This is a genomic window from Sphingomonas sp. Leaf10, from assembly GCF_001421245.1.
Lineage (GTDB): Bacteria > Pseudomonadota > Alphaproteobacteria > Sphingomonadales > Sphingomonadaceae > Sphingomonas.
Map to the genome: position 1 here is coordinate 42369 of NZ_LMKE01000013.1, position 26980 is coordinate 69348.

Annotated in this window: 18 protein-coding genes; 6 read left to right on the forward strand and 12 right to left on the reverse strand. The window is 66.7% G+C overall.

Annotated features, from left to right (window positions below; all coding sequences use genetic code 11):
* Positions 1 to 33 precede the first annotated feature (33 nt).
* From addA to ASE59_RS10920, 10 genes are all read right to left on the reverse strand, one after another.
* Positions 34 to 3459, reverse strand: a complete 3426-nt coding sequence (gene addA / locus ASE59_RS10875) for a double-strand break repair helicase AddA (protein ID WP_056455980.1) — start codon at positions 3457 to 3459, stop codon at positions 34 to 36.
* Positions 3446 to 6415, reverse strand: coding sequence for a double-strand break repair protein AddB (gene addB / locus ASE59_RS10880; RefSeq protein ID WP_056455982.1), 2970 nt, complete (start codon positions 6413 to 6415; stop codon positions 3446 to 3448). Before addB ends, addA begins: the two co-directional genes overlap by 14 nt.
* Positions 6408 to 7163, reverse strand: coding sequence for a nucleotidyltransferase family protein (locus ASE59_RS10885; RefSeq protein WP_056455984.1), 756 nt, complete (start codon positions 7161 to 7163; stop codon positions 6408 to 6410). Before ASE59_RS10885 ends, addB begins: the two co-directional genes overlap by 8 nt.
* A complete protein-coding gene (locus ASE59_RS10890) occupies positions 7160 to 8119 on the reverse strand; it encodes an aminoglycoside phosphotransferase family protein (RefSeq protein WP_056456433.1) in 960 nt (319 codons plus the stop codon). Before ASE59_RS10890 ends, ASE59_RS10885 begins: the two co-directional genes overlap by 4 nt.
* Entirely contained in the window at positions 8116 to 8559 is a 444-nt protein-coding gene (gene tsaE / locus ASE59_RS10895) for a tRNA (adenosine(37)-N6)-threonylcarbamoyltransferase complex ATPase subunit type 1 TsaE (protein ID WP_056455986.1), read from the reverse strand. Before tsaE ends, ASE59_RS10890 begins: the two co-directional genes overlap by 4 nt.
* On the reverse strand, positions 8559 to 10892 hold the full coding sequence (locus ASE59_RS10900; protein WP_056456434.1) for a sensor histidine kinase: 2334 nt from the start codon (positions 10890 to 10892) through the stop codon (positions 8559 to 8561). Before ASE59_RS10900 ends, tsaE begins: the two co-directional genes overlap by 1 nt.
* 168 nt (positions 10893 to 11060) lie before the next feature.
* Entirely contained in the window at positions 11061 to 14072 is a 3012-nt protein-coding gene (locus ASE59_RS10905) for a TonB-dependent receptor plug domain-containing protein (RefSeq protein WP_056455988.1), read from the reverse strand.
* 209 nt (positions 14073 to 14281) lie between these two features.
* Positions 14282 to 15691, reverse strand: a complete 1410-nt coding sequence (gene ahcY / locus ASE59_RS10910; protein ID WP_056455990.1) for an adenosylhomocysteinase — start codon at positions 15689 to 15691, stop codon at positions 14282 to 14284.
* A 92-nt stretch (positions 15692 to 15783) separates the two neighbouring features.
* Positions 15784 to 16614: a sterol desaturase family protein gene (locus tag ASE59_RS10915; protein WP_082458270.1), complete on the reverse strand. Its 831-nt coding sequence runs from the start codon at positions 16612 to 16614 to the stop codon at positions 15784 to 15786.
* A gap of 38 nt (positions 16615 to 16652) precedes the next feature.
* Positions 16653 to 17213, reverse strand: coding sequence for a YqgE/AlgH family protein (locus ASE59_RS10920; protein ID WP_056455994.1), 561 nt, complete (start codon positions 17211 to 17213; stop codon positions 16653 to 16655).
* 328 nt (positions 17214 to 17541) lie between these two features.
* Here ASE59_RS10920 and ASE59_RS10925 point away from each other — a divergent pair, with 328 nt between their 5' ends.
* The 3 genes from ASE59_RS10925 to ASE59_RS10935 all read left to right on the forward strand — a co-directional run bounded on the left by ASE59_RS10925 (position 17542) and on the right by ASE59_RS10935 (position 19963).
* Positions 17542 to 18024, forward strand: coding sequence for a peroxiredoxin (locus ASE59_RS10925; protein ID WP_056456435.1), 483 nt, complete (start codon positions 17542 to 17544; stop codon positions 18022 to 18024).
* Between the two features lie 100 nt (positions 18025 to 18124).
* A complete protein-coding gene (locus ASE59_RS10930) occupies positions 18125 to 18439 on the forward strand; it encodes a hypothetical protein (RefSeq protein ID WP_056455996.1) in 315 nt (104 codons plus the stop codon).
* A gap of 72 nt (positions 18440 to 18511) precedes the next feature.
* A complete protein-coding gene (locus ASE59_RS10935; protein WP_056455998.1) occupies positions 18512 to 19963 on the forward strand; it encodes an AMP nucleosidase in 1452 nt (483 codons plus the stop codon).
* A 166-nt stretch (positions 19964 to 20129) separates the two neighbouring features.
* On the opposite strand, the gene ASE59_RS10940 is transcribed toward ASE59_RS10935, so the two are convergent.
* Complete coding sequence (locus ASE59_RS10940) at positions 20130 to 21656, reverse strand: lipopolysaccharide biosynthesis protein (RefSeq protein ID WP_056456000.1); 1527 nt, start codon at positions 21654 to 21656, stop codon at positions 20130 to 20132.
* A gap of 157 nt (positions 21657 to 21813) precedes the next feature.
* Between ASE59_RS10940 and ASE59_RS10945 the strand changes: the two genes are divergently transcribed.
* Positions 21814 to 22197 carry a DUF305 domain-containing protein gene (locus ASE59_RS10945; protein WP_056456002.1) on the forward strand — a complete coding sequence of 128 codons (384 nt, stop codon included), beginning with the start codon at positions 21814 to 21816 and terminating at the stop codon, positions 22195 to 22197.
* A 34-nt stretch (positions 22198 to 22231) separates the two neighbouring features.
* Here ASE59_RS10945 and polA read toward each other — a convergent pair whose 3' ends face one another.
* Positions 22232 to 24991, reverse strand: coding sequence for a DNA polymerase I (gene polA, locus ASE59_RS10950; RefSeq protein WP_056456004.1), 2760 nt, complete (start codon positions 24989 to 24991; stop codon positions 22232 to 22234).
* A gap of 167 nt (positions 24992 to 25158) precedes the next feature.
* Between polA and chrA the strand changes: the two genes are divergently transcribed.
* The gene (gene chrA / locus ASE59_RS10955; RefSeq protein WP_056456006.1) at positions 25159 to 26337 is read left to right on the forward strand and encodes a chromate efflux transporter; all 1179 of its coding nucleotides are present in this window, start codon (positions 25159 to 25161) and stop codon (positions 26335 to 26337) included.
* Between the two features lie 58 nt (positions 26338 to 26395).
* The gene (locus ASE59_RS10960) at positions 26396 to 26893 is read left to right on the forward strand and encodes a TlpA family protein disulfide reductase (protein ID WP_056456008.1); all 498 of its coding nucleotides are present in this window, start codon (positions 26396 to 26398) and stop codon (positions 26891 to 26893) included.
* Positions 26894 to 26980: the final 87 nt, after the last annotated feature.

Sequence of the window (26980 nt, forward strand, 5' to 3'; positions counted from 1 at the left end):
ATGGCCGATATCTATGGTCGGGAGCGTGGCTCCTCAAGCTTCGCGAGGCAAGCTTTGTTCCCCTGCCCCCAAGCCGGGCTTGTGCGTGTCGAGCAGGTCGGCGGGCAGGACGAACAGCGTCGGGCCGGCGGTGTAGAGCAGTGCCGCCTCGATCGCGCGGTCGGGAAAGATGACCGCTAGCGCGGCGGCATAGGCGGCCATCTGCTTCAGGTGATAGACCGGAATGTCGTCGATCGAGGACGGCACGCGGCGACCGGTCTTGAAGTCAACGACGCGCACGATCCTGTCGCCGATGCACAGCCGGTCGACGGTACCGGCGACGACCTGCGTGCCGACGACGGCGGCGATCGGCGCTTCGGCAAGCGCGTCGGGACCGAACAGGTCGCCGAAAACCGGATCGTCGAGGATCGCCATCGCGTCGCGCGTGACGCGCTGGCGCAGCTTCGCGTCCTCGACCCCCGCCGCCCCGGCAAGCCAGCGTTCGGCGGCGTCCGCGCGGTCGGCGCGTGGCAGGTCGGGCAGGCGTTCGAACAACTGGTGCAGCAGCCGTCCGCGCTCGGCGGCGGCGCTCATCGTCGCACTGGGCGGCGGGTCGGACACCTCGTCCTCGCCCAGCGCGGACGGGGCAAGCGGGCGTGGCGGGCGCGCTTCTTCGGGTGCGGAAGCGCGCAGCCATGCCGGTGGGGCCTCTGACGCGGGTTGAGGTGTGCCGCGCCGGGTGCGAGCCGCGACAGGGGTCTGGCGGGTCAGGCCGGTGAACACGCGCTCGCCCTCCCCTTCCGGTACGCCGAGCGCGTCGAAAGCGGCGGCGGCGGCGCTGTACCAGCTGAGCGCCGGCGGCACGCCCTGGCAGCGGGCGGAGGGGGCACCGGCGATGACGAGCCGTTCCTCAGCGCGGGTCGCGGCGACGTAGAAGAGCCGCCAATGTTCTTCCAAATCACTCCGGTCACGCTTGGCAACTTCGTCGTCGACCGACGTGCCGCGTTCGCTGCTGCGCGGGCGGAACACCGGAAAGGAGGCTCCGTCATGCCCTTCCGGCGACCACGCGACGATATCGCGGCGGCTGTTGGCGGGATCGATCGCAGCGTCCGCCAGCAAAACCAGCGGCGCCTGTAACCCCTTCGACCCATGGGCGGTCATCACCCGCACTGCGCCGCCCGATGCACCGGCGTCACGCTTGATCTCCACCTCGCCACGGTCGAACCATTCGACGAAGCGCTGGAGCGACGAGGTCGCGACGCTTTCGAACGACAGGGCGGCGTTGAGCAGTTCGTCGATCGGATCGCGCGCTTCCTCGCCCAGCCGCGCGATCAGTTTGCGGCGGCCGTCGAGCTCACCCGACAGCAGTTCCTCGAGGAAGCGATAGGGGGTGGCGAAATCGGCACGGCGCAGGATGCGCGACAGCGGCTCGACCGCGTCGCTGTTCGTTTGGCGAAGATGCCGCCACAGGCTCCCGCCCTCGCGCAGCGCGCCGGCCAGCAACTGTTCCTGCGTCCAGCCGATCAGCGGCGATACCAGCAGGTTCGCGAGGCTCAGATCGTCCTCGGGTTGGAGCGCGAAGCGGATCGCGGCCAGCAGATCCTGCACCGCGAGCGGCGCATCGAGGCGCAGCCGGTCGACACCCGCGACCGGCACGCCCTCCGCATAAAGCCGCGCTACGATCAGCGAGGCGAGGTCGCCGCGCCGCTTGACCAGCACCATGATGTCACCGGCCTGCAGCGTCCGCCCCTTGGATTCCAGCGGCAGCGTGCCGATCCAGCGCTTGATCGCGCTAGCGATGTCCCGGGCGATCACGCGGGTCGAATCGTCGATCCAGCCTTCCTCGTCATCGACCGCCGCCTCAACGACGGTCGGCGCCCACAGAGCGACGGTGCCCGGACCAGGCACTTCACTGTCATGGGTTTCGGGCGTGTCGATGCCCATGCCGGGATCGGGCAAGGCGGCAATAGCGGCGTCGACGAATTCGAGGACCGGCCGCGTTGTCCGAAAACTGTGGGTCAGCGACAGCGTGTCGAGTTCGCGTGCGTCGCCGCGATATTCGCTCGGCAGTTCGGCGCGACGGGTAAAGTCCTGATGCGCGGCGCGGAAATAGATCGGGTCGGTGCCCTGGAAGCCGAAGATCGCCTGCTTGTAATCGCCGACGACGAACAGCGTCCGCATGCCCGCCGCGCGCACCGCGTCGCCGCTGAAAAATTCCTCGACCAGCGAACGCACGATCGCCCATTGCTGCGGATTGGTGTCCTGCGCTTCGTCGATCAGGACGTGTTCGGTGGTCTGGTCGAGCTTGAAGCGGACCCAGTCGCCAATGCCGGGTTGCGCCAGCAGGTTCAGCGTCTCGCGGATCAAATCGTCGAAATCGACCGCCCCGGCGCGCCGCTTGGCGCGGACATAGGCATCGGCATAGGCGCGGCCTGCCTCCAGCGCACCGGCCAGCGCGTCGGCATAGCCGGCCTGTGCGCGGATCGACAGCAGTTCGGCGGCGCGAGTGCCGACCGCATCGGCCAATTCGTCGTAGTCCGGATCGGCGGCGATCAGCTTGGCCGATGCTTTTTTCAGCGTATCCTTCTGGGTAAAGAACATGCCCCGCACGTCGCCCAGCCGCAGCGCGCGCTCGGCCGGCGGTTGCGCGAGCCAATCCATGATCGCGCCATGCAGTTTCTGCCCCGTCGCGGTGCCCCAAAGGCGATTGGCCTCCGCCAAACGTTCGAGCGCGTCGCGGTCGAATTCGTCGTCGCTGCACGCCTGCGCGATCACCTCGTCGACATCGCCCGACGGTAGGTGGAAGGCGCGGCGCAGGAAGGGCTGGATGCCGCTCGGCAACTCGGCCATCGCCTGCGGATTGCGCGCACATTCGCGCAGGAAACCCTCCGCCGCCCCCTCGCCCATGCGCAGCGACATGGCGGCGATGGCGTCACCGATCCGGGTAGAGCCGGTGCGTTGTTCTTCGACCAGCAATTCGGCCAGCGCCTCGCGCGCCATGCCGGCTTCCTCGCGCGCCTCCAACGGGCGGAAGCCAGGTACCAGCCCCGCCTCGACCGGAAAACCGGCGAGCAGGCTCTGGCAGAAGCCGTGGATCGTCTGGATCCGCACGCCGCCCCCCGGTGCGTCGAGCACGCGCGCGAACAGGGTGCGCGCTCGGGCCAGCAGCGCGGGATCGTTCACATCCTCGCCCAGCGCGAACAGATCGGCCTTCAGATCGGCGGTCGGCAAGCGGACCCAGCGCGCCAGACGGCTGGCGACGCGCTCGGCCATTTCCGCCGCCCCCGCCTTGGTAAAGGTCAGGCAGAGGATCGCCGCCGGATCGACGCCGCGCAGCAACAGCCGGAATACGCGCGCCGACAGAACGTGCGTCTTGCCGGTGCCGGCGGAGGCCGACAGCCAGACATGGCGATGCGGGTCGCTGGCCGCCGCCTGGTCGTTCTTCAACCGCTGGAGCGCGCGGACCTCACTCACGGCCATACCATTCGTCGCGGCGCATCAACTGGTCATACTCGGCATAGGGGGCATATTCGGGGACGAGCTTGGCGGTGAACGCCTCATCGCCGGTCAGAAATCGGGCGACGGCGTTTTCAAAATGCCCCTTGGCGATGGCAACGAAATCGTCGGCGACCACCCGCCCCTTCGATCCGTCAACATTGACCGGCGAGGTCATCTTGCCGAAGCGGTCGCCGTCCTTAGTCAGCGACCAATATTCGAACGCGGTGGCGGTACCGCGCACCCCGCCGAAGCAGCCGCGCTCCGCCATCAACCCCAACAGCCCCAATTGCAGGCTGTAGCCGGCGGCGACCGCCTTCGCACTCGGGGCCTTGCCGGTCTTGTAGTCGATGATGGCAAGGCTGCCGTCGCTCGCGCGGTCGATGCGGTCGGCCTTGCCCGACAGTTCGACGCCCGCGATCTCCAGCCGGCCGTCGCATTCGACGCCCGCGACGATCCGGCCCTCGGCCAGCTTCTCGTGGGTGAAGGCGGCGACCCAGTCGATCGCCTCGCGCAGCCGCGGCACCCACAAGGCGCGCAGCAGCGGGTGGGTGCGCGGATCGTCGGATAGGGCCTGCAACCGGCGATGCAGCTTCGCCGGGTCCAGCCCGTCCTCGCGCGCCCAGCGTTCGAGCACGCCGTGCACCGCCGTGCCGCGCCATGCGGCGGTCGGATCGGCATCGACCGCGTCGAGCGGCGACAGGCGCAGCATCCGCTTGGCGTAAAAGGCGTATGGATCGGCCTTCAACCGGTCGACCTCGGTCACCGAGATGCGGCGTGGGCGCTGCGCCACCGGCGGACGCGGTGCCGGACGCGACGCGGCGGCATAGCGATCCGGCGTATCGATCGCCCGCGCCCAGTCGCGCAGATGGCCGGCACGCTCCAGCCCGTCGTCCAATGCCTGCAAGCGCAGCCACAGTCGCGAGGCGATGGTCGGCGCTGTCGCATCGCGCGCCGCACGGGTCAGGATCACGTCGCGCGCACCCAAGGCCCCGGCAAAATCATGCGCGGCAAGGCCGATGCGGCGTTCGAGGCCGGGCAAGCCAAGGTCGGCACGGATGCGCGGCGCAAGCCACGGATCGGGCGACGGCAGTTGCGGCCAGACCCCTTCGTTCAGACCGCCGAGGATCATCAGGTCGGCGGTCTGCAAGCGTGCTTCGAGCAGGCCGAGAATGGCGAGCCGGGGATGCGCCCCCTGCGGCGGACGCACCGCGACTTCATCGAGCAGCGTGCGCAACAGTGCCGGCAACGTGCGCGGGTCGATCGTAGGCGGTCCGATCGGTGCCTGTTCCTCCAGCGCGGCGATCAGTTCGGCGGCGGCGCGCCCCTCGGGTCGGCTCCACGCGGCATCGCCCGCCAGTTCGCTCGCGGTCTCGCGCAGCAGCACCAGCAGATCGGCCAGCGGCTGTGCTCCGGCGGCAAAGGCGGTCGCCAGCGGCGTCAGCAACGGGCAAGCAATGTCCCAAAAAGACTGCGCCGCCGCGCGGATCGCGGCATCGCGCGGTTCGCCCTCGCGCAGATGTCGCTCGATCCCGGCCAGCCCCGGCGCCGGGCGCGGTCCGCGCAGGGCACGGTCGAGTCGCCGCACCCCGTCCAGCCAAACGACGCGCTGTTCGGCCTCGCCGCTGCGCACCAGCGGATGTTTGAGCAGCGCCAGCAGCGCGACCGGCGCGAAACCCTGCGCCGCCGCCTCGACCAGCGCCAGCAGCAGCGTACCGGGGGCCAGCAGCGACAGTGGCTGTCCGGCGGAATCGTCGACCGCAACGTCCCAGCGCGCCATGTGGGCCGCGACCCGCCGGGCAAGCGCCCGGTCCGGCGTGACCAGGGCGGCGGTGCGGCCGGGCGTCTCCAACGCCTCGCGCAGCGCGATGGCGATCGCCTGTGCTTCCTCGGCAGGGGTCGCGAGTTCGACCATGCGAACGCCCGACAGCCGGCGATCGGCAGCGGGCACGTCAATCCAGTGATGCGTGCGATCGGCGGGGCTGAGCGCGGTGGCGATGGCACGGCTGCGCGTCGGCGTCGCGTCATGCTCGCTCGCCGCCTGCCATCGGACGAATTCGCGGCGGTTGACGCCCATCCGGTCGAGCAGCAGTTTCAGGTGATATTGCGGGTGGGTCTCGATCGATCGCCTGCGCCGCCCGGTCACCGGATCGGGCGCATGCGGCCCCAGCGACGCCCATTCATCGTCATCCATCGCGAGGTCGAGGCCCGGCAGGACCACCATCCCCCTGGGCAGTCCGGCGACGCATTTCTGGATGCGGGCGATGGCGGGCGCGTTGGTGGCAATGCCCGCCGCGCAGACGAACCCCTTGGGCGGCTGCGCGGTCCAGCGCGCGCACAGCCGCTTGAGCAGGCGCGTGCGACGGTCCGCCAAATCGATCCGCCCCAGCGACGCCAGCTCGCCCGGCCAGCGATCGAGCACGATGCGGAACAGTTCGAGCGAGCGTTCCCAATGCGCCGACAGTGCCTCATCGAGGTTCAGGTCGCGCAAGGCCGCCGGATCGACTTCCTCGACCAGCAGCTGGTCGAGCGTCGCGGCAAGATCGCCCGCCAGCCGCACCGCCTCCGCGCCATCGACCGGGCGGCCGGCGCGCTGGCGCTCCTCCGCGACCAGCCGGGCGAGGATCATCCGCCGGGCCAGCGGATCGATCGCGGGCGGGATCGGCGTGGCATCGGCGGGATCGGCGAAGCTGCCTGCCCCTTCGTCCAGTTCGGGATCACCGATCGCGACCAGCCGGGGGAGCAGCAGACCGCCGCCGCTGGCGCGGACGAACGCCTCCTGCACCGTTCGCTTGGCACGGTTGGTGGGGACCAGCACCATGCCCTGTGCCAGCGCGATCGGATCACTGCCGAACCGGCGGATCAGCCCGACCGCGAGCGCGTCGGCGAACGCGCGGTGGATCGGAATGGTGTAGAGGCCGAGGCGCTTCGCCTCAGCCATCGGCGAGGAACGCTTCGGTCATGGGAATCGCACTGGGCGTGCCGACGTCGAACCACAGTCCCTGATGCACGACACCGTAGGCGCGGCCCGCCTCGATCGCGCGGTTCCAGAACAGGTTGGTGGAAAAGGCACCCTCAGGCCAGTCGGCGATGACGCGCGGCGACAAGATCTGCACGCCGGTGAACACGAACGGCGCGAGGCGACCGGGCTTGCGGCGGCCGGTGATGCGGCCCATCGCGTCGATATGGAAATCGCCCGGCCCGCGATGGCCGTGTGCCAGCGCCTGCGGCACCAGCAGCAGCAGCGCGTCCATCTTCGCATCGTCCCACAACGCGCTGAGCAGCTTGATCGAATCGACCGGGCCGTCGACCCACAAATTGTCCGAATTGACGCAGACGAACGGCTGGTCGCCGATCAGGTCGCGTGCCTGCACCAGCCCGCCACCGGTCTCCAGCAACTGCGCGCGTTCGTCGGACACGGTGACGTCGATGCCCTTCACCCGGTGCTTCAGATGCGCTTCCATCGCATCGGCGAGGTAATGGACGTTCACCACCGCCCGCTTGACCCCCGCTCCGCGCAGACGGTCGAACACGTGGTCGATCAACGGCTTGCCCGCCACTTCGACCAGCGGCTTCGGACGCATCGCGGTCAGCGGGCGCATCCGCTTGCCCAGCCCCGCCGCCAGCACCATCGCGGTTTCGGGCACCTGCGCCTGCGGATGGGGGCGGATCGAACGGAGCGTGGTCATGCGAGTTCCTGCGGATCGCCGCGTTTGTGCGGCGGAATGTTGAGATCGAACCAGCGCGCGACCCCGGCCAGCGCCGGATGGGCGAGATCGCGTTCCAGATAGCGCCACACGCGCGGGCACAGCGCCCCATAGCGCGGCTTGCCGTCGCGCCGCCACAGCCGGGTGAAGATGCCGAGGATCTTCGCATTCCGCTGGGCGCCGAACAGGTGATAGGCGGCGTCGAACCCCTCCCCCACGCCGGTCGATTCACGGTAGCGGGCGATCATCGACGCCTCGACCACCGCCGGCACGTCGCGCCGCGCATCCTGCAACAGCGACACGAGGTCGTAGGCGGGATGGCCGGCCAGTGCGTCCTGAAAATCGAGCAGGCCCAGCCGCGCATCGTCGAGCAGCATCAGGTTTTCGGCATGATAGTCGCGCAACACCGTAACGACCGGCATGTCGGGCAGCGCATCGAACGCGGCATTCCACACCGCGGTGTAGCCCTCGCGATCGACCGACAGCGCCAGCGCATCGCAATACCATTCGATCAGCAGATCGGCTTCGCGCAGGATGAAGGCGCGATCATAGGGCGGGACCGGTGCCGCTTCATGCCGTTGCAGCCGCAGCAACTGGTCGACCGCCGCCGCGTACAGCCGCGCCTCGCTTTCCGGTGCGGCGTCGACGGTCTCGCGCATTCGCATGTCGCCGAAATCCTCCAGCAGCATGAAGCCGGCGGCGGCATCGTCGGCGAGGATCGCGGGTGCGGCAAATCCCCGTTCGGCCAGCCACGCCGCCATCTGCGCGAACTTGCGCGTATCCTCGGGCGGGGGCGCGTCCATCAGCACCGCCGTCCGCCCGGTGCCGATTACCCGGTAATAGCGGCGGAACGAGGCATCGACCGCCAGCGGCAATATCTGGGCATCGCCCCATCCGGCTTGCGTCAGGAAAGCAGGTGCCGCATCGCGCGGGTTCAGGTCAGCGGCCATCGACCTTCCCAAGCGCCCGGCACCCGCGCTGTCAAGCGCCGCCCGCCGCCCGCATCGAAGGCGAGGGTCAGCCACAGCGCATCGGGCCATGGATCGTCGCCCAGCCGTTCGGGCCATTCGACCACCAGCGCGGCGTCCTCCAGCGCCTCGTCCAGCCCCAGTTCGCGCGCTTCGTCGGGATGCTCGATCCGGTAGAGATCGACGTGCAGCACGCTCATCCGCACCTCGGGCGGGTCATAGGGCTGGACGATCGCGAAGCTCGGCGACGGTGCCTCGCCCTCCAGCCCCAGCGCCGCCAACAGCCCGCGCGCGATGCTGGTCTTGCCTGCTCCCAGCGGCCCGGACAATGCGACGACATCGCCCGGTTGCAATACCGCGGCCAGCCGCGCACCCAAGGCGTGGGCGGACGTTTCGTCGGGCAGATGCATCACGGTTCGCGCGGCAGGTCGATCGTAACCAGCGTGCCCAGCCCCTTTTCGGACACCAGTTCGATCGTGCCACCATGCGCCTCTACCGCCTGCCGTGCAAGCGGCAGGTCAAGGCTGAGCGCGCGTTCGCCGACCCGCGCCGCCCCTGCCTGCGCGAACCGGTCGAAAGCGCGGGCGACGGCATCCTTCGACATGCCGGGACCATCGTCGGACACGACGACCTGCGCCCGCTGTGCATCGCCATCGACGTGCAACAGCACGCGTCCGCCCTGCCGCAATCCGCCCAGCGCATGGTCGAGCAGATGGCCGATCGCCTGCCGCAATCGCCGTGCATCGCCCAGCATCACCCCGGCCGTCGGCATAACTTCGACTGCCAGTTCGATGCCGCGCGCGATCGCCGTCGGGCGCGCCGCCTCCGCCGCTTCGGTAGCGATCATCTTCAGCGCGACCGTCGCCCGCGCCACCGGCAGCGTTTCGTTGGCGGTCAGGTCGAGCGTGTCGTCGATCAACCCGCTCAGTCGTTCGACCGATTCGAGGATCGCGTCAGTATAGCGCCCGCCATCCTCGCTCAGCTTGCCGGCATAGCCCGCCTGCAACATCTCGGCGAACCCCTTGATCGAGGTCAGCGGCGTGCGAAGTTCGTAGCTCATCGACGCGACGAAGGCGTTCTTGACCCGGTCGGCTGCCTCCAGCGCCTCGTTCCGGTCGCGCAGCGCCTGTTCCATCCGCCGGCTGTCGGAAATGTCGAGCATCGTCAGCAGCGCGTTGCCATCGGGCAGCGGCACCGCGCCGAATTCATAATGCCGTCCGTCGGCCATCGCGAAGCGCCCCGAACGCTGCATCCGCTGTTGCGTGGCGAAACGGACCAGTTCGGGGATCAGCGCCGCGCGGCCCGGATTGGCGAGACTGTCGGCGACCCGCTCGGCCAGCGCGTCGACGCGGGGATGCGCGTCGAGAAACGCATCGTCCAGCCCCCAGACCTGCCGGAACTTCGCGTTCCAGATCTGCAAACGGCCATCGGCGGCGAACACACCCAGCGCCTCGAACAGATTGTCGAACGTCGCCGTGCGCACGCGCAGCAACGTGTCGCGCGCGCTGGCCAGCTGCACTTCCTCGGTCCGATCCTCGAAGATCACCAGCAGTCCGCCTTCCGGCAGCGGCTGGGCGACGACGCGCAGATGGGTGCCGCCGGGGACATGCCATTGCTCCTCGATCGCGCCCTCCGCCGCCCGGAACCAGTCGCGCCGCTCGGCCTTCCACCCCGGAAAGTCGCGCACTTCGGGCAGGCGCTTGGCCTCACGCATACGGTCGAGCACCCGATCGAATTCGGGCCGGTCGGCCAGCCATTCGGGCTTCATCGCGAAGGTGCGGATGAAGGGCTGGTTGTAGAATACCAGCGTCCGGTCGGGTGCGAATTGCGCCACCCCCGCCGACAGCCGGTCGAGCATCGCCCGCTGCGCATCGCGGCTGCGCTTCAGCTTGCCGCGCGCCTCCTCGATCTCGTGCACGTCGATGGCGAAGCCACCTGTACCGCCATCGCGCAGCGGCATGTCGTGAACGCGCAGCATCCGCCGCTCGCCATTGATCGTCGCCGGCATCGCCGCCTGTTGCGGCTGCCCGGTATCGCGCGCGATCGATGCGCTGGCCAGCGGGCCACCCATGCCGACACCCTCGACCAGTTCGACCTGACGGCCGATGACCTCCCCCGCATCGGTCGCGTCGACCGCGTGGACATAGGCGGTGTTGACCATGGCAAGGCGCAGCGAATCGTCGCGATACCACATCGGCATCGGCGCGGCCTCGATCAGGCTGGATAACGCATCGAACGCCGAGCGATATTCCTCGGCCTCGGCGCCCAGCGTGGCGATCTCGTCATGGAATTCCGTCGCGTCGAAGAACCACACCAGCACCCCGCCCGGCGTGTTCAGTTCGGGCGGGGCACGGTCGCCGATCGCGAACAGCGAGCGGGCCGATCCGGTGGCACGGATGACGGTACGGAACGGTTTGCCCCCGCGCAGCGCACCGTTGATCGCATCGAGCAGCCGGTCGGCGCTACCGGGCTCCAGACCATTGTCGGGATTGCCCAGATCGGCGGCGGTCGCGGGCAATTCGTCCTGGCCCAATCGGTCGGCCAGTGGCCGGTCGATCGACAGCCGCCCGTCGGCACGCACTACCATCGCCAGCGCCGGCGACCCTGCCAGCGTCGCCCGCAGCGAATCGTACAGCCCCCGATCCGCCTTCGCCTGTCGCCGCGCCGACAGTCCGGCGTACAGCGCCCACACACTGCCGACGATCAACACCGCCAGCACCGCTCCGCACAACAGGGCGGTCATGGTCGTGACGGTAATCACGGGCGATCTCCAACGGGCGGCGGCAGACAGGCAAACGTGAACACCATCCCTGCCTAGTCCTTCGCCGCGTCATAAAAAAGGGGCGACACCGCATGGCGCCGCCCCTTTCTAACGTCATGCGACGGACCGTTGCGGTCCGCCGCGTCGGTATCACATCTTAACGCGTGCGCCGGCAAAGACGTAGCGACCGACGATCTGCTGAATATAGCTGCTGTCCGCCAGGTCGGGACGCTGCCCGAACAGATTGTTGACGCCGCCATAGAACTGGAAATTATCGGTCGCGTCGACCGCCAGATACAGTTCGTGCTGCCAAACCTGCTTGATGTACTTGTACTCAGGGGCAACGACGTCAGGATTATTGTCGGTGGTCTGATTGCTGTACCGCAGCGTCTTGTCGAGGAAATTGATCCCGTAATTCACCGTCAAATTGTCGAGCGACCAGGTCAGATCGGCGGTCGCGGTGAACTTCGGCGCGCGGAACGCCGATTCCTGACGACGGTTGGTGATCGGCGCGCCGGGCGTGCCGATGAACTCCAGCTTGTCGAGATAGTTGCCGATGAAGCGCAGGTTGAAAGTACCAGCCTTCGCCGTATCGAGCCGGTAGTTGACGTTCAGGTCGAGGCCGGCGGTGTTGAACCCGGCAACGTTCTGCGGACCGACGTTGAAGCCGACGATATTACCCGGCTGGGCGCTCCCGACCGCGACGTTGGTGCGCGTGATCGATTGGCAGAATACGTTGTCCAGCGTCGGCTGATCCACGCAGAGTTGCGCCAGCTGTGCCGAGGTCACGGTGTTGATCGCGCCAGCGAGCTTGATGTCGTACCAGTCGCCACGCACGGTAAGGCCGGGAATGAAGCGCGGCTGGACGACGACGCCGGCGGTCCAGGTCGTGCCCTCTTCCTCCTTCAGATTGGCGTTGCCGCCCGAAAAGCCCGGAATGTTCGAGGATCGCGTGTCACGATACGCCGCCGGATTCGCCACACCGAGGCCGGAGAGCAACGTCTGGCAATTCGCCCGGCGGAACTCGGTTCCGTTCTGCAATTGGTTGAGATTGCAGGGGTCGGTGATGAACTGGAACGTCTGCGAACGGCCGTTGAACAACTCGCCGATGTTCGGGGCACGCACCGCCTTCGAATAGGTGCCGTTGAACGTGATGTCGCGGATCGGTGCCCAGGTGCCGTCGACCTTCCACGTCGTGGTCCCGCCGATCGTCGAATAGTCCGACAGGCGCAATGCCGCGCTGAACGTCAGGCGGTGGAAGAACGGAACGTCGCGCAGCAACGGCGCACCGAGTTCGGCGAATCCTTCCTTCACGTCGAATTCGCCACGTGTCGCACCGAGTGCGTTAGTGAAGGTCAACCCGCGTGCCGCGATCGGATCGGGACGGAACGCGCTTTCCTCTTTCCGATATTCGCCACCCAGCACGAAGCTGACCGGACCACCCGGAAGCTTGAAGATCGCGCCGGTGTCGCCCGACAGCGATCCGGTGACCACCTGCTGGCGCAGCGTCGACCGATCGGTGGTGTTGGCGCGGACGAAGTCATAGGCGGCCTGACTGGCGACGCCTTCGCCGAACAGGTTGAGCGGAACGCACTCGCCGGGTGCGAAGGTGGTCGGCTGGAACCGCTGGCGGGTCGAGTTGTACGGCTGGTTCGGACGCCAGCTCGGGTCGACGTTGACCCGGCAGGTGATCTGTCCATTAGGACCGCGTACCGCGTCGATCGCCGCATAATAACGATCGTCGTAGACGTCGTTCACATACCGGTTCTCAATCCGCGACTGTCCCCAGGTATAGGATAGTTCGTAATTTGCGTTAGGAGTCACCGCGCCGCGGACACCGCTGACGCCGCGCATCGTCTCACGAGCGATCGTCGCGCCACGCTGCCCGATATCGAAATTGTCGCGCGTCACCAGAACGCCACCGTTGACCAGCGTCGGCAGACCAGCCGGCAGGTAAGGATTGTCGGCCGGGATCAGCAGGTTGAAATCGAACGACGGCTGCCCGAGCGTGTAGGCGGTGCTATGCGCATACTTGCCCTCGACGAACACTTCGAACGCCGGGCTGAATTCGAACCGGGCAATGGCGTTGGCGTTGTGGCGCTTGATTTCGGGAAGCAGATCGTTGCCGAAATCGGACACCAGCGTCGCATTGCCACCCTGCTGATACGCTTCCGGTACATAAGTACCCGGATCGAAGGCGACCAGCCGGCCTCCGTCGACGATGAAGTCGGGGAAGCCATCGAAGTCGACATCGATGCCGCCCTGCCGTGCGGTGTCGAAATAACGGATGTTGTTCAGCGGAACGTTGTCCGGGACGCCATTGTCCTCGCCATCGGGATCGGCGGGATTGGTGAAGAAGCCGACCTGTTCGGTCCCGCGCAGATACCGGCGGTCGCGGGTCTTCAGCCGGCTTTCATCACCATATTCATAGGCGACAGCGATGTTGCCGCGCCCGTCACCGAAATTCTTGCCGGCGGTGATCGCGATCAACCGCTTCCCCGCATCGCCATATTCCGAGATGCCGGCCTGCCCACGGGCGGTCACCCCCTCAAAGTCCTTGCGTAGGATGAAATTGACGACGCCGGTCACCGCATCGGCGCCATAAATCGCCGATGCACCGCCGGTCAGCACGTCGACGCGCTGCACCAGATCCGACGGGATGGTGCTGATATCGATTGCCTGGCTGCCCGGTACCGACGCCACCTGCCGGCGACCATCGATCAGGACGAGCGTGCGCTGCGTGCCAAGGTTGCGCAGGTCGAGCAGGTTGAGGCCCGCACCGCCGATCCCGGCACCACTGCCTGCCGTGTCCGCCGATGTGGTCGAACCCTGCAGCGCCGGAAGCTGCGCGAGGAAATCGGTGATGTTGGTCGTGCCCGACTGCTGGATCGTGGCGGCGCCAAGGCTGATGACCGGGCTCGGCGTATCGAAGTCCGGACGACGCAAACGCGAACCGGTCACCACGATTTCCTGCCCGTCACTCGCATCGGCGGCGCTCTGTGCGGCAGGATCCGATGGGATGGGAATGTTGCGATCGTCGCGCGACGGCGCTGCTTCGGTCGACACTTCCTGCGCGCCGGCCGACGCTGCGGCCAGCAAGGCGGTTAGCGCGATCACGCCGCGAGCGGCGCTCAATTGCCAGCGCGAGGTGGATTGTTTCATGTTCGGACCCCTTTTCCGAGTTGTGCGTATGCTTCTGCCGTTACATCTTCCACGCGCACATCCAACCGCCGGCCGCCGGAGATGCTCCTCTGTGCCGCGCTTTTGCGCCTGCGTGTTGTAGGATAGCAACACGCCGCCATATGCCAGCAATGAAAAGGGCGGGCACCCTCCCGGATGCCCGCCCTTTCCACGCTAACGATCGGCTGGGATCAGTAGCGATAGTGATCCGGCTTGAACGGTCCTTCGACCGGCACGCCGATATAGGCGGCCTGCTTCGGGGTCAGCGACGACAGCTTTACGCCCAGCTTTTCGAGGTGCAGCGCCGCAACCTTTTCGTCGAGGTGCTTGGGCAGGACATAGACTTCGTTCTTGTAGTTGTCGCCCTTGGTCCACAGTTCGATCTGCGCCAGCACCTGGTTGGTGAACGACGACGACATGACGAACGACGGGTGGCCGGTCGCGCAGCCGAGATTCACCAGGCGCCCCTTGGCCAGCACGATGATCTGCTTGCCGTCGGGGAACTTTACCAGGTCGGTGCCCGGCTTCACTTCGTCCCACTCATAGTTGCTGAGCGCGGCGATCTGGATCTCGCTGTCGAAGTGGCCGATGTTGCAGACGATCGACATCGGCTTCATCGCCTTCATGTGATCGGCGGTGATGACGTCGGCATTGCCGGTCGCGGTGCAGAAGATGTCGGCGCGGGTCACCGCTTCCTCCATCGTCACGACTTCGAAACCTTCCATCGCCGCCTGCAACGCGCAGATCGGATCGACTTCGGTGACCATGACGCGCGCGCCGCCGTTGCGGAGCGACTGGGCGCTGCCCTTGCCCACGTCACCGAAGCCCGCGACGCAGGCGACCTTGCCGGCCAGCATCACGTCGGTTGCGCGACGGATCGCGTCGACCAGCGATTCCTTGCAGCCGTACAGATTGTCGAACTTCGACTTGGTGACGCTGTCGTTGACGTTGATCGCGGGGAACGGCAGCTCGCCCTTCTTCGCGATCTCGTACAGGCGGTGGACGCCGGTCGTCGTCTCTTCCGACACGCCCTTCAGGTTCTTGACCGTCTCGGTCAGGTAACCCGGACGCTTCGCGATGAACGCCTTCAGCGCGCGCTGGAACTCGACCTCTTCTTCATTCTCCGGCTCGCCCAGCGTTGCGCCGGCTTCGAGCTTCGCGCCCCACAGCGCGAACATGGTGGCGTCGCCGCCATCGTCGAGGATGATGTTGGCGGTCTGGTCACCCCAGTTGAAGATGTCGCCGACATAGTCCCAATAGTCGGCGAGGCTCTCGCCCTTGATCGCGAATACCGGAATGCCCTTGGCCGCGATCGCGGCGGCGGCATGGTCCTGCGTCGAGAAGATGTTGCACGTCGCCCAGCGGACGTCGGCACCCAGCGCGGTCAACGTTTCGATCAGCACCGCGGTCTGGATCGTCATGTGCAGCGACCCGGTGATCCGCGCGCCCTTCAGCGGCTGCGACGCACCGAACTCCTCGCGCAGCGCCATCAGGCCCGGCATCTCGGTTTCGGCGATCTCGATTTCCTTGCGACCGAAATCGGCAAGGGCGATGTCGCGAATGACGTAATCGGTCTGCTTGTCGGCGATGGCGGTAGCCATGGATACTCCTGGAGCTGTGCCACGGGCGCGCCCGTGGCGGATGACTGCGCCTCTACCCACCCACCGGGCGAAACGCAAATATAAAGATTTCTTTATATCCGATCGGGCAGGTCCGGACGTCGCGCTGCGACGGCGACCGCCTGGTCATAGGCGACCGGCAGCGTGACCCATTGATGCAGCGTCCGTGGCTGGTCGACCTCGGCAATGCCGGTCGCCGGCCATTCGTCGCGCGCCGGCATCCATGCCGTGCCGAACAGCCGGTCCCACACGGTCGTGAACGCCCCGAAATTATGGTCGAAATGCTTGTGCTCGACCGAATGGTGGATGCGATGGAAGCGATTGTCGACGAGCAGCCGCGACAGGGGGCCGAGATGCCATCGGCTCGGGCTGTGGATGAAGGCCGCCTGCAATTGCATCAGGACCAGCATCGCCGGCACCACCGGCCCCGCTTCGGACGCGATCAGGCTGGTCGGGATCGCAATCAGCAGGATCTGGATAAACGGTTCGATCGGATGGTGGAACGCGTTCACCACCGACATCTCGCGGATCGAATGATGCACGGCGTGATAGCGCCACAGCCAGCGATGCTGCGCGCGGTGGCACCAATAGAAGAAGAAATCGTAGATCGCGGCCCCGACGATCGGCGCGACCACCCACGCCACCGGTCCGCCCCACCCTGCTCCGGTCGGCAGCGTCAGCAACGGCGGAATCCCGATCGCGCTCCATAGGGTGCGAAAACCGGCATAGGCGATGCCGCTGATCGTCAACCAGATCGCCCAGAACAACACGCCCGGCAGCCGTCCGCGCAGCGAATGGCGTTCGCGCGGTGCCAGCAACTCGATCGCCGTCATGACCGAAAAACTGAACGCCGTTACGCACAGCGTCGGCTTCACGGCTTCCCACAGTACGGACGATAGAGACATAGCCGCGAAGCTAGCGGCTCGTCCCTAACAAAGTCTTGTCAGGCGGTGCCGGCCCCCGGCGACAGCAGCCGCGTATCGATCCCCGCCCGGTCGAACCCGGACCGCCAGCGCTGCGCGGTCGGCACGTCGAACAACAGGGCGGCATCGCCATCGACATTCATCCAGCCGTGCCGCGACATTTCGGCGTCCAGCTGCCCGCCCTCCCAGCCGGCATAGCCGAGCGCGATCAGGAACCGTTCCGGCCCGGTCCCGGCCGCGATCGCGCGCAGCACGTCGACCGATCCCGACAGCGCCCATTTGCCGGCGACGTCGATCGTATCCTGCCCGCCCCAGCCGGCATCGTGCAGCACGAAGCCGCGCCGCGTCTCGACCGGGCCACCCTGATGGATCGGCACGTCGGGCGCCGCGCCCGGATCGATCTCCAGTTGTGCCAGCAGCGCGTGCAGCGACAGCCCCTCGATCGTATCGCCGATCCCGACCCCCATTGCCCCATCGGCGTCATGGCTGCACATCGCGATGACCGCGTGGTCGAACCGGTGGTCGCCGATGCCGGGCATTGCCAGCAATATCTGTCCGGTCAGGAATCGGGTCTGGTCCATGGTCATCCGACGCTAGAGCGGGTTGTGATCATAGGGAGGCGTCGTGATTGCCGTGTCGCGACGCAGCCGGCGGACGCGACAGGGCAACCGCTTTGCGGCGGGCCGATTTCGGCCCAGGGCGGAGTCGCTTGTCGGTCACGATGCCTAAGCATCGCTCCGCTCCTCGCTCCTTGCCCTGAACCAAAATCGGCTCCGTCACGATGCCTCCCTATGGTCACAACCCGCTCTAATCGCCCGATGGTCCGGGCGCCATGCTTGAAAACGGCCGAGACCGCTCCCACGCTCCGCCCGTGCGTATCGTTGCGCAACGAATTTTTCGGAGAAGATGATGACGATCCAGATCGGTGACCGCCTGCCCGACACCAAGCTGGTCAAGGTGACCCCCGACGGCCCCGATCAGGTGTCGACCGGCGACTTCTTCGCCGGCCGGCGCGTTGCGCTGTTCTCGGTCCCCGGTGCCTTCACCCCGACCTGCTCGGCCAAGCATTTGCCGGGCTTCGTCGAACAGGCGCAGGCATTCCGTGACAAGGGCGTCGACGAAATCGCCTGCACCGCCGTCAACGACGCCTTCGTGCTCGGTGCGTGGGCCAAGGCGGGCGACGCGACCGACAAGGTGACGATGCTGGCCGACGGCAACGCCGATTTCGCCAAGGCGACCGGCTTGGACATGGACGGCTCGGCCTTTGGCATGGGCATCCGGTCGAAACGCTACGCGATGCTGGTCAATGACGGCGTGGTCGAAGCGCTGCATGTCGAGGCACCGGGCGAATTCAAGGTCAGCTCGGCCGAAAACCTGCTCGCTTCGATCTGACGCGGTTGGCCGGTTCCAATATGCGGATGTCGGAACCGGTCGGCTTCTCCCGGGTTGATAAGTGGTTACGCAACCATATCGAACGGGAAAGGGAAGCGTCATGACCAACTCGACGACTACCAAGGATGTCAGCAACGACGTCGCCGAGGCTTCGGGCAGCTTTGCCGAAAAGGCTTCGGCGACCTATGCGTCGGCCAAGGAAAGCGTGAGCGACGCCGCCGCCAAGTCGCGCGATGCCGTAACCGATGCCGCCAAGTCGACTGCCGAGACGGTAAAGGCCCATCCGGCGGCCACCGCCGCGATCGTCGCCGGTGCCGCCGCCGCGATTGCCGGCGCAGCCTTTGGCGCATCGAAGCTGATCGACAAGAAGCGCGAAGCCGATGCCACGCCGAAGGTGCCGTCCTCCGCGACCTGACCGTTACGACCCGGTGCACACGGCGTGCGCCGGGTCTTGACCTGTTACGGCCGAACGCCTTAGCCATGGTCGATGACGCAGGCTTCCGATATCGTTGCCGAACTTGATCGGCTTTACACCGCTTCCGTGGCGCGACTGCGCGCCGCCCTCGACCGTTACCTGACCGATGGTACGCCGCCGCCCTCCTCGTCGCGGGTCGATGGGTCGTTCGCCTATCCCGAAATCCGCCTGACCTATCGCGGCGGCAGCGACCGGCCGATGCCCTCACGCGCCTATGGCCGGCTGAACACGCCAGGCGAATATCGGATCAGCGTGACCAAGCCGGCGATGTTCGCCGCCTATCTGACCGAACAACTCGACTTGCTGATCGCCAATCACGACGTCACGGTCGAGGCGGTCGGCGGTCGGCAGGAAATCCCCTTCCCCTATGTCCTCGACGCCGGTCACGCGCTCAGTCTCGACGCGGTATCGGCGGCTGAACTGGCGCGTTTCTTCCCAGCGACCGAACTGGCGCATATCGGCGACGAGATCGCCGATGGCCTGTGGGCGGCGCATGACGACAGCCGTCCGCTGGCGCTGTTCGACGGATTGCGCACCGATTTCTCGCTGGCGCGCCTTCGCCATTACACCGGCACCCCGCCCGAACATATTCAACGCTATGTGCTGTTCACCAACTATCACCGCTATGTCGACGAATTCGTCCGCTGGGCCGGTGAGCAGCTGAAGCCTGCCGCCGATGGCACCCCCAGCCGCTACACCGCATTGTCGGGGGCGGGCGGCGTGCTGGCGACGGCCGAGGACGACGCCGAACGCATGGTCAGCGACAGCGCGTGGCGGCGGCACCAGATGCCGGCCTATCACCTGGTCGCGGCGGACGGCACCGGCATCACGCTGGTCAATATCGGCGTCGGCCCGTCCAATGCGAAGACGATTTGCGATCACCTTGCGGTGATGCGGCCCGAGGCATGGTTGATGATCGGCCATTGCGGCGGCCTGCGCCCCAGCCAGCGGATCGGCGACTATGTCCTCGCCCATGCCTATCTGCGCGACGATCATGTCCTCGACGACGTCCTTCCGCCCGAAATCCCCGTGCCGGCGATCGCCGAAGTGCAGGTGGCGATGGCCCGCGCGGCGGAGATCGTGTCGGGCCAGTCGGGCGACGAACTGAAGAAACGGCTGCGCACCGGCACCATCGTCACCACCGACGACCGCAACTGGGAATTGCGCTTCAGCCGATCGGCGCTGCGCTTCTCGCTGTCGCGCGCGGTCGGGATCGACATGGAATCGGCGACGATCGCGGCGCAAGGATATCGCTTCCGCGTCCCCTATGGCACGTTGCTGTGCGTCTCGGACAAGCCGCTCCACGGGGAACTCAAGCTGCCCGGACAGGCCAACCGCTTCTACGAACGCGCGATCAACGAACATATGCGCATCGGCATCGAAGCGTGCGAACAACTGCGGCAGGAAGGCGCCCGCCTGCACAGTCGCAAGCTCCGCGCGTTCAACGAACCGCCGTTCCGGTAAGTGGGTTGCGAACCACCCTTAAGCATTCCCGAACCGTTCATCCTGAGTAGCCATTGAGCGAAGTCGAAAGGGCGTATCGAAGGACCGCCACAGGTGCTTCGATACGGGTCTTCGACTGCGCTCAGCCCCTACTCAGCACGAACGGCTCTCGGCCACGATACAATCGCTAAACCTTGTACCGATCCGTCGGAATATTGGCCTCGCTCGCCGCAGCGCTCTTGTGGAACAGTGCCTTGTCCTCGGGCCGGAACGCCCAGCGCCACAGCACCGCGAAATAGATGCCGAGCATGATCGGGATCCCGAACAGCAATTCCGCCCATTCATAGCGTTTCGGCAGCCGCATGATCAGCGACCCGGCCACCGCCGCCGCCAGCACCGCCCACACGAACGCCGGCCGGAAATCGCGGACGCTGACCCCCAGCAGCTTCGACAACAGCCCCGACTTGATGACCGAGCCGAGCGCGACCGAGATCGACAGCGCCATCGCCGGTCCGACCGCCGCATAATTTTGCGGCAGGGCCAGTCCGCGCATCAGCGCGACCAGCGCGAAGCTCAGCACCACCTGGAACGTCAGCAGCCCCATCGAAATCATCAGGTTCCGGTGCCGCGCGATATAGACCAGCGCCGCTTCCGACACCGCACCCTTTGCCGCCAGCACCTCGGCGATCAGCAGGAACGACAGCGCCCCCGCCCCGCTGACGAACTCGCGCCCGACCACGCCCATCACCCCGGTCGCCGGGATGCTGCCCGCCAGCGCCAGCGCCGCCTGCGCAGTGATGATCCAGAAACCGACCTGCCGCACCTGCCGCGCGACCGCCGGCTTGTCCCCGGCGGCAAGGCTGTGGGTGATGACCGGCCCCAGCACCGGATCGAAGCTGGTCTTCAGCTTCTGTGGCAGCGATGCGACCTGCTGCGCCATGTAGTAGATGCCGACGATCGCCGGCCCGAACAACAACCCGAGGATGAAGCGGTCGACGTTGCGCGTACCCCATTCGATCGCGTCGGCCCCGGCCAGCGGCATGTTGCGCTTCACCAGCGCCAGCATCGGCCGCAGGTGCGGCGACCAGCCATAGGGCAGGCCATAGCTGCGGATGAACGGCACGATCGATGCCGCCAGCGCCGCCGCCATCGACAGCACATAGCTCATGATCAGCCCGTCGCGCGTCGAATAGTAGCTGAGCGCCCACGCGGCGATCGAAATCGTCCACGGCTCGATCACCGCCCGCGCGGTTACCGCCGCCTTGACGTTCAGGCGGTAGGCGAGCGCCGCCAGGCTGACGTCGGACCACGCGATCGCGAATACGATCAGCGGCAGCAGCCGTTCGAACCCGATCACCTGGCTGTTCGGGTACATGATCTGCGGAAACACGAACAGCACCGCGCTCGCCGCGACCGACAGGATGAACGCCACCGCCAGCGCGTCCCACACGACATGCGCATGCGGCCGGTCGGTCGACGACAACGCCTGCGCCAGCCCGCGCTTCAGCCCCAGCGTCGCGACCAGCGCCGCCAGTTCGACCACCAACACCGCCAGCGCGAACCGCCCGACGATTTCCGGGCCATAGATGCGACCGGCGATGAACAGGAACGGCAACCGCGCGACCAGCCGCAGGACGAATCCGAACACGTTCGTCCGCCCGCCCTTGGCAAGTGCGGCGATATCGTCGGAGGGCTGGGTCGGCGCGTCGGTCATGCGGCGCGCGGGGGCTGGATCATCACCGCGTCATACGCGAGGGCGACGGCGGACCATAGCCCCCTGTTGCGCTTTGGGCGCGGGGTGCGGCTTGGCGGCAACGGTTGGAACGATCGGGCGGCGGGGCGCGTCTGTTCGGGACGGTTGGAGAATCACGATGAAGCCCTTTGCCCTGATCCTCGGCGCGCTCGCGCTGACCGCGTGCGGTGGCCAACCACCCGCGACCAGCTACCAGACCGACGGCGCACCCGACCCGCATGGCGACGCAATGCACGCCGCCCCGAACGACACCGAAGCGACCCGCGCCTACAAGCAATCGATGACGGCGATGATGACCGACGCACCGCCCTTTACCGGCGATGCCGATGTCGACTTCATGCAACAGATGCGCGTCCACCACGTCGCGGCGGTGGCGATGGCCCGTGCCGAACTGGCGCACGGCAAGGACGCGGAGGTGCGCAAGCTGGCGCAGACGGTGATCGAAGCGCAGCAGCAGGAAATTGCGCAGATCGACCGCTGGCTGCGAGCGAAGGGGCGGTGAGCGACGCTCCGACCTGACCGGTCGGAGCGCGGCATCAATGCGCCGCGCCCCAGCTCGGTCCCGTCCCGATCTCCACGCCCAGCGGCACCGACAGTTGCACCACCGGCTCGGCGGCGCTCTCCATCACCCGCCGGATCACCGGCGTAGCCGCCTCGACCAATGCTTCGGGCAGTTCGAACACCAGTTCGTCGTGCACCTGCAACAACATCCGCACCTCACCCAGCCCGGCTTCTGCCAGTGCCGGCCCCATCCGCGCCATCGCCCGCTTGATAATGTCGGCGCTGGTCCCCTGGATCGGAGCGTTGATCGCGGCGCGCTCGGCGCCCTGCCGCTCGTGCTGCACCTTCGACTTGATGCGCGGGAAATGCGTCTTGCGCCCGAACAGCGTCGTGGTGAAGCCGGTCGTCCGCACGCTCTGCGTCGTCTCGGCGATATAGCGGTTGATGCCGGGGAAGCGGTCGAAATAGCGATCGATCATCGCCTGCGCCTCCTCCGCGCTCACGTCCAGCCGCCCGGCTAGACCCCAGCGGCTGATGCCGTACAGGATTGCGAAGTTGATCGTCTTGGCACGTCCGCGCGTGTCGCGGTTGACCTCGCCGAACAGTTCCTGCGCGGTGATGCTGTGAATGTCGTCGCCGCGTTCGAACGCATCGCGCAGCTGCGGCACGTCGGCGATATGCGCCGCCAGTCGCAACTCGATCTGCGAATAGTCGGCCGCCAGGATGACATTGCCCGGTTCCGCCACGAACGCATCGCGGATCTGCCGCCCGACCTCGGTCCGGATCGGAATGTTCTGCAGATTTGGATCGGTCGACGACAGCCGCCCGGTCTGCGCACCGGTCAGGCTGTACGACGTATGCACCCGCCCGGTCGCCGGGTTGATCTGCGCCTGCAACGCGTCGGTATAGGTGTTCTTGAGCTTGGTCAGCTGCCGCCAGTCGAGCACCTTCGCCGCGATCACCGCGCCGGGCGAATCCTTGTCGGCGGCGATCCGCTCCAGTTCGTTGACGTCGGTCGAATAGACGCCCGACTTGCCCTTGCGCCCGCCCTTGATCCCCAGCGTCACGAACAGCACGTCGCCCAACTGCTTCGGCGACCCGATGGTGAATTTCAGTCCGGCCAGTTCATGGATTTCGCCTTCCAGCGCGGCAATCCGCGTGGAAAAATCCTCGGACAGTCGCGCCAGCACCTGCGCATCGACCTTGATCCCCGCCGTCTCCATATCGGCGATCACGCGGACCAGCGGCCGGTCGACCATCTCATAGACCTTGGTCGCCTGTTCGTACGGCAGGCGCGGCTTGAACCGCCGCCACAGCCGCAGCGTCACATCGGCATCCTCGGCAGCATAGCGGGTCGCGGTCTTCAGATCGATCTCGCCGAAGCCGACCTGCTTCTTGCCCGTCCCCACCACGTCCTTATACGCGATGCAGCTATGCTGGAGGTGCGTTGCCGCCAGTTCGTCCATACCATGCCCGTGTAGCCCGGCGTCGAGGTCGAAGCTCATCACGATCGTATCGTCATAGGGCGCGACGTCGACCCCGGCGCGCGACAACACGATCATGTCGTATTTCAGATTATGCCCGATCTTCAGGACGCTCTCGTCCTCGAACAACGGCTTAAGCGTCGCCAACACCGTCTCACGTGACAATTGCTCGGGACGCTCGGCGAACATGTCGGTGCCACCGTGTCCGATCGGCACATAGCAGGCGAGGTTCGGATGCAACGCCATGCTGATCCCGACCAGTTCGGCACGCGTCGCGTCCAGCCCCGTCGTCTCGGTATCGATCGCCACCCAGCCCTGATGCCGCGCGACCTGGACCCAGCGGTCGAGCGCCTCCTGCGTCACCACCGTTTCATAGGCATCATGGTCGCACGACGGTTCCTCATCCTGCGCGACCGGCGCCGCCGCCGGTGCCACCGGCTCGTCGGCGACCGTCGCCAGCTTGGTGAGCAGCGTGCGGAAGCCATGATGTTCGAGGAAGGCGCGCAAAGGCGCCTCGGGTATCCCTTGCATCGCCAGCGCATCGAGCGGTTCGGGCAGGCCGCCATCGCATTTCAGCGTCACCAGCACCTTCGACAACCGGGCATTGTCGGCATGTTCGATCAGATTGTCGCGCAGCTTGCCCTTCTTCATGTCGGGCGCGGCGGCGAGCACGGCTTCAAGATTGCCATGCTCGGCGATCAGCTTCGCGGCGGTCTTCGGCCCTACGCCGGGCACGCCCGGCACATTGTCGACGCTGTCGCCCATCAGCGCGAGGACGTCGCCCAACTGCTCCGGCCCCACCCCGAACTTCTCGCGCACATGGTCGGGGCCGAGCGTGCGGTTGTTCATCGTGTCGAGCATGTCGACCGACGGATCGGTCATCAACTGCATCAGATCCTTGTCGGAACTGACGATCGTCACCGCCCACCCTTCCGCCAGCGCCGCCTGCGTATAGCAGGCGATGATGTCGTCGGCCTCCAGCCCTTCTTCCTCGATACACGGGATCGAAAAGGCACGCGTCGCATCACGGATCATCGGAAACTGCGGCACGAGGTCTTCGGGCGGCGGCGGCCGGTGTGCCTTATACTGGTCGTACAGGTCGTTGCGGAACGTCTTCGACGATTTGTCGAGAATCACCGCCATATGCGTCGGCCCATCGGCCTTGTGCAGCGCATCGGCCAGCCGCCACAGCATCGTCGTATAACCATAGACCGCACCCACCGGCTCGCCATGCTGGTTGGTCAGCGGCGGCAGCCGGTGATAGGCGCGAAAGATATAGCCGGAGCCGTCGACGAGATAGAGATGAGGCATGGGCGGGAGATAGCAGCGCCCGCGCCCCCATGCGAGGGGGCGATCTTGACTTCGTACCCCACTCGGTGTGGATTGCGCATACGGGCCAGCGCGGACGCCCGTTCAGACGGGTTCGTCCAAGTTCCGCTCCACCGGCCGCGTCCGCGCGGTCTTGGGAGCGTTCGTCCATGGAAGTTGCCGTACCGTCTCGTCCGCCGGCAATCGGCCTGATCCCGTTGTTCCTCAAATTCCTGCGCTTCGGCTGTCTCGCGTTCGGCGGGCCGGTCGCGCAGATCGCGATGCTGCGACAGGCGCTGGTCGAGGAGGAAGGCTGGATCGACAAGGCGCGGTTCAACCGCCTGCTTGCGGTGTTGCAGGTACTGCCCGGGCCTGAGGCGCATGAACTGTGCGTCCATTTCGGCGTACTCGCGCGGGGACGGATCGGCGGGCTGCTCGCCGGCCTCGGCTTCATGCTGCCCGGCTTCTGCCTGATGCTGCTGGTCGGCTGGCTCTACGTCACCTTCATGCAGGAGAGCGGCGGCTTCAGCGGGATATTGCTCGGTATCCAGGTGGTGATCCTCGCCGTCATCCTGCGCGCGGTCGTGCGGATCGGGCAGCATGTGATCGAGGACCGGTTGCTCGGCGGCATCGCGGTTGCCGCGGCGGCCGCGACGCTGCTCGGCGTACCGTTCTGGATACCGTTGCTGGTCGGTGGCGCGGTCTATGCGGCGATGGCCCGCCCGGCATTGGCGGTCGTGATCGGTGTCGCCGGCATCGTCGCCGCGATCGGCGCGATGCAGCTTGCCGCCCCTGCCCCGGCCGGATCGGTCGCGCAGCCGCTGACTGTCCTTGCACTGTTCGTCGCGGGATTGAAGGGCGGGCTGCTGACCTTCGGCGGTGCCTATACCGCCATCCCCTATGTCCGCGCGGACACGGTCGGGCGCGGCTGGATCGGCGATGCGACGTTCCTCGACGGGGTCGCCTTCGCCAACGTGATCCCTGCGCCGCTGGTCATCTTCGCGACCTTTGTCGGCTATGTCGCCGGGGGATTGGCCGGCGCGCTGGCAATCACGCTCGGCATGTTCCTGCCCGCCTTCGCCTTCTCGCTGATCTTCTTCGAACGGCTGGAGGGGATCGTCGATGCGCCGTCGCTACGCCACGCGCTGACCGGGGTCGCGGCGGCGGTCGTCGGCATCATCGCCGCGACCTTCGTGCAACTGGCGCTGGCGACCGGCGAGCGGGTCGATGCGCTGATCGGCGCCCTGTTGTTCGCGGGCGCGCTGACGATGGCATGGCGGCTGAAGGGCGGCTGGGTGACGCCGCTGATCGTCCTGGTCGGGGCGTCGGCGGGATGGCTGCTACTATAGTCCCGCTTGACGCGCTCGTCGTGCCGGAGAAGATTGCCGTCCGGGGGGACTTTCGAACATGCGTATGAACATGCTGCTGCCGCTCGCCGCCGCGATGCTGGCGGCGACACCGGCCGGTGCCAGGGAACTGAAGGTCGGTGAGCCGGCACCGCCCATCGAATTGACACTGGTCGACGGGACGAAGACGACGCTGGCCGAGCACCGCGGCGAAGTCGTCATCATCAATTTCTGGGCGACGTGGTGCGTGCCGTGCCGGGTCGAGCTGCCGTTGCTCGACGGCTATTACCGGCAGGTGCGCAAACACCGGATGCAGGTGTTCGCGATCACGACCGAAGGGTCGGTCCCGGTCCACAAGATGAAGAACCTGTTCGCAACGCTGGCCATCACGCCCGCCAAACGCATCAAGGGCATGTCCGGCAGCCCGACCGCCGTTCCGACCAACTATATCATCGATCGCCGTGGCGTCGTCCGCTACGCAAAGGCTGGCGCACTGGATCTGGACGATCTGAACCGCGAAATCATCCCGTTGTTGAAGGAACCGGCTCCGGTCGATTGAGCACCGGGTAGCGGTGAATGCGAAACTGCCCCGGAATCGCTTCCGGGGCAGTTTTCTTGGCCCGACGTGGCGAAGCCACGTCGTCGG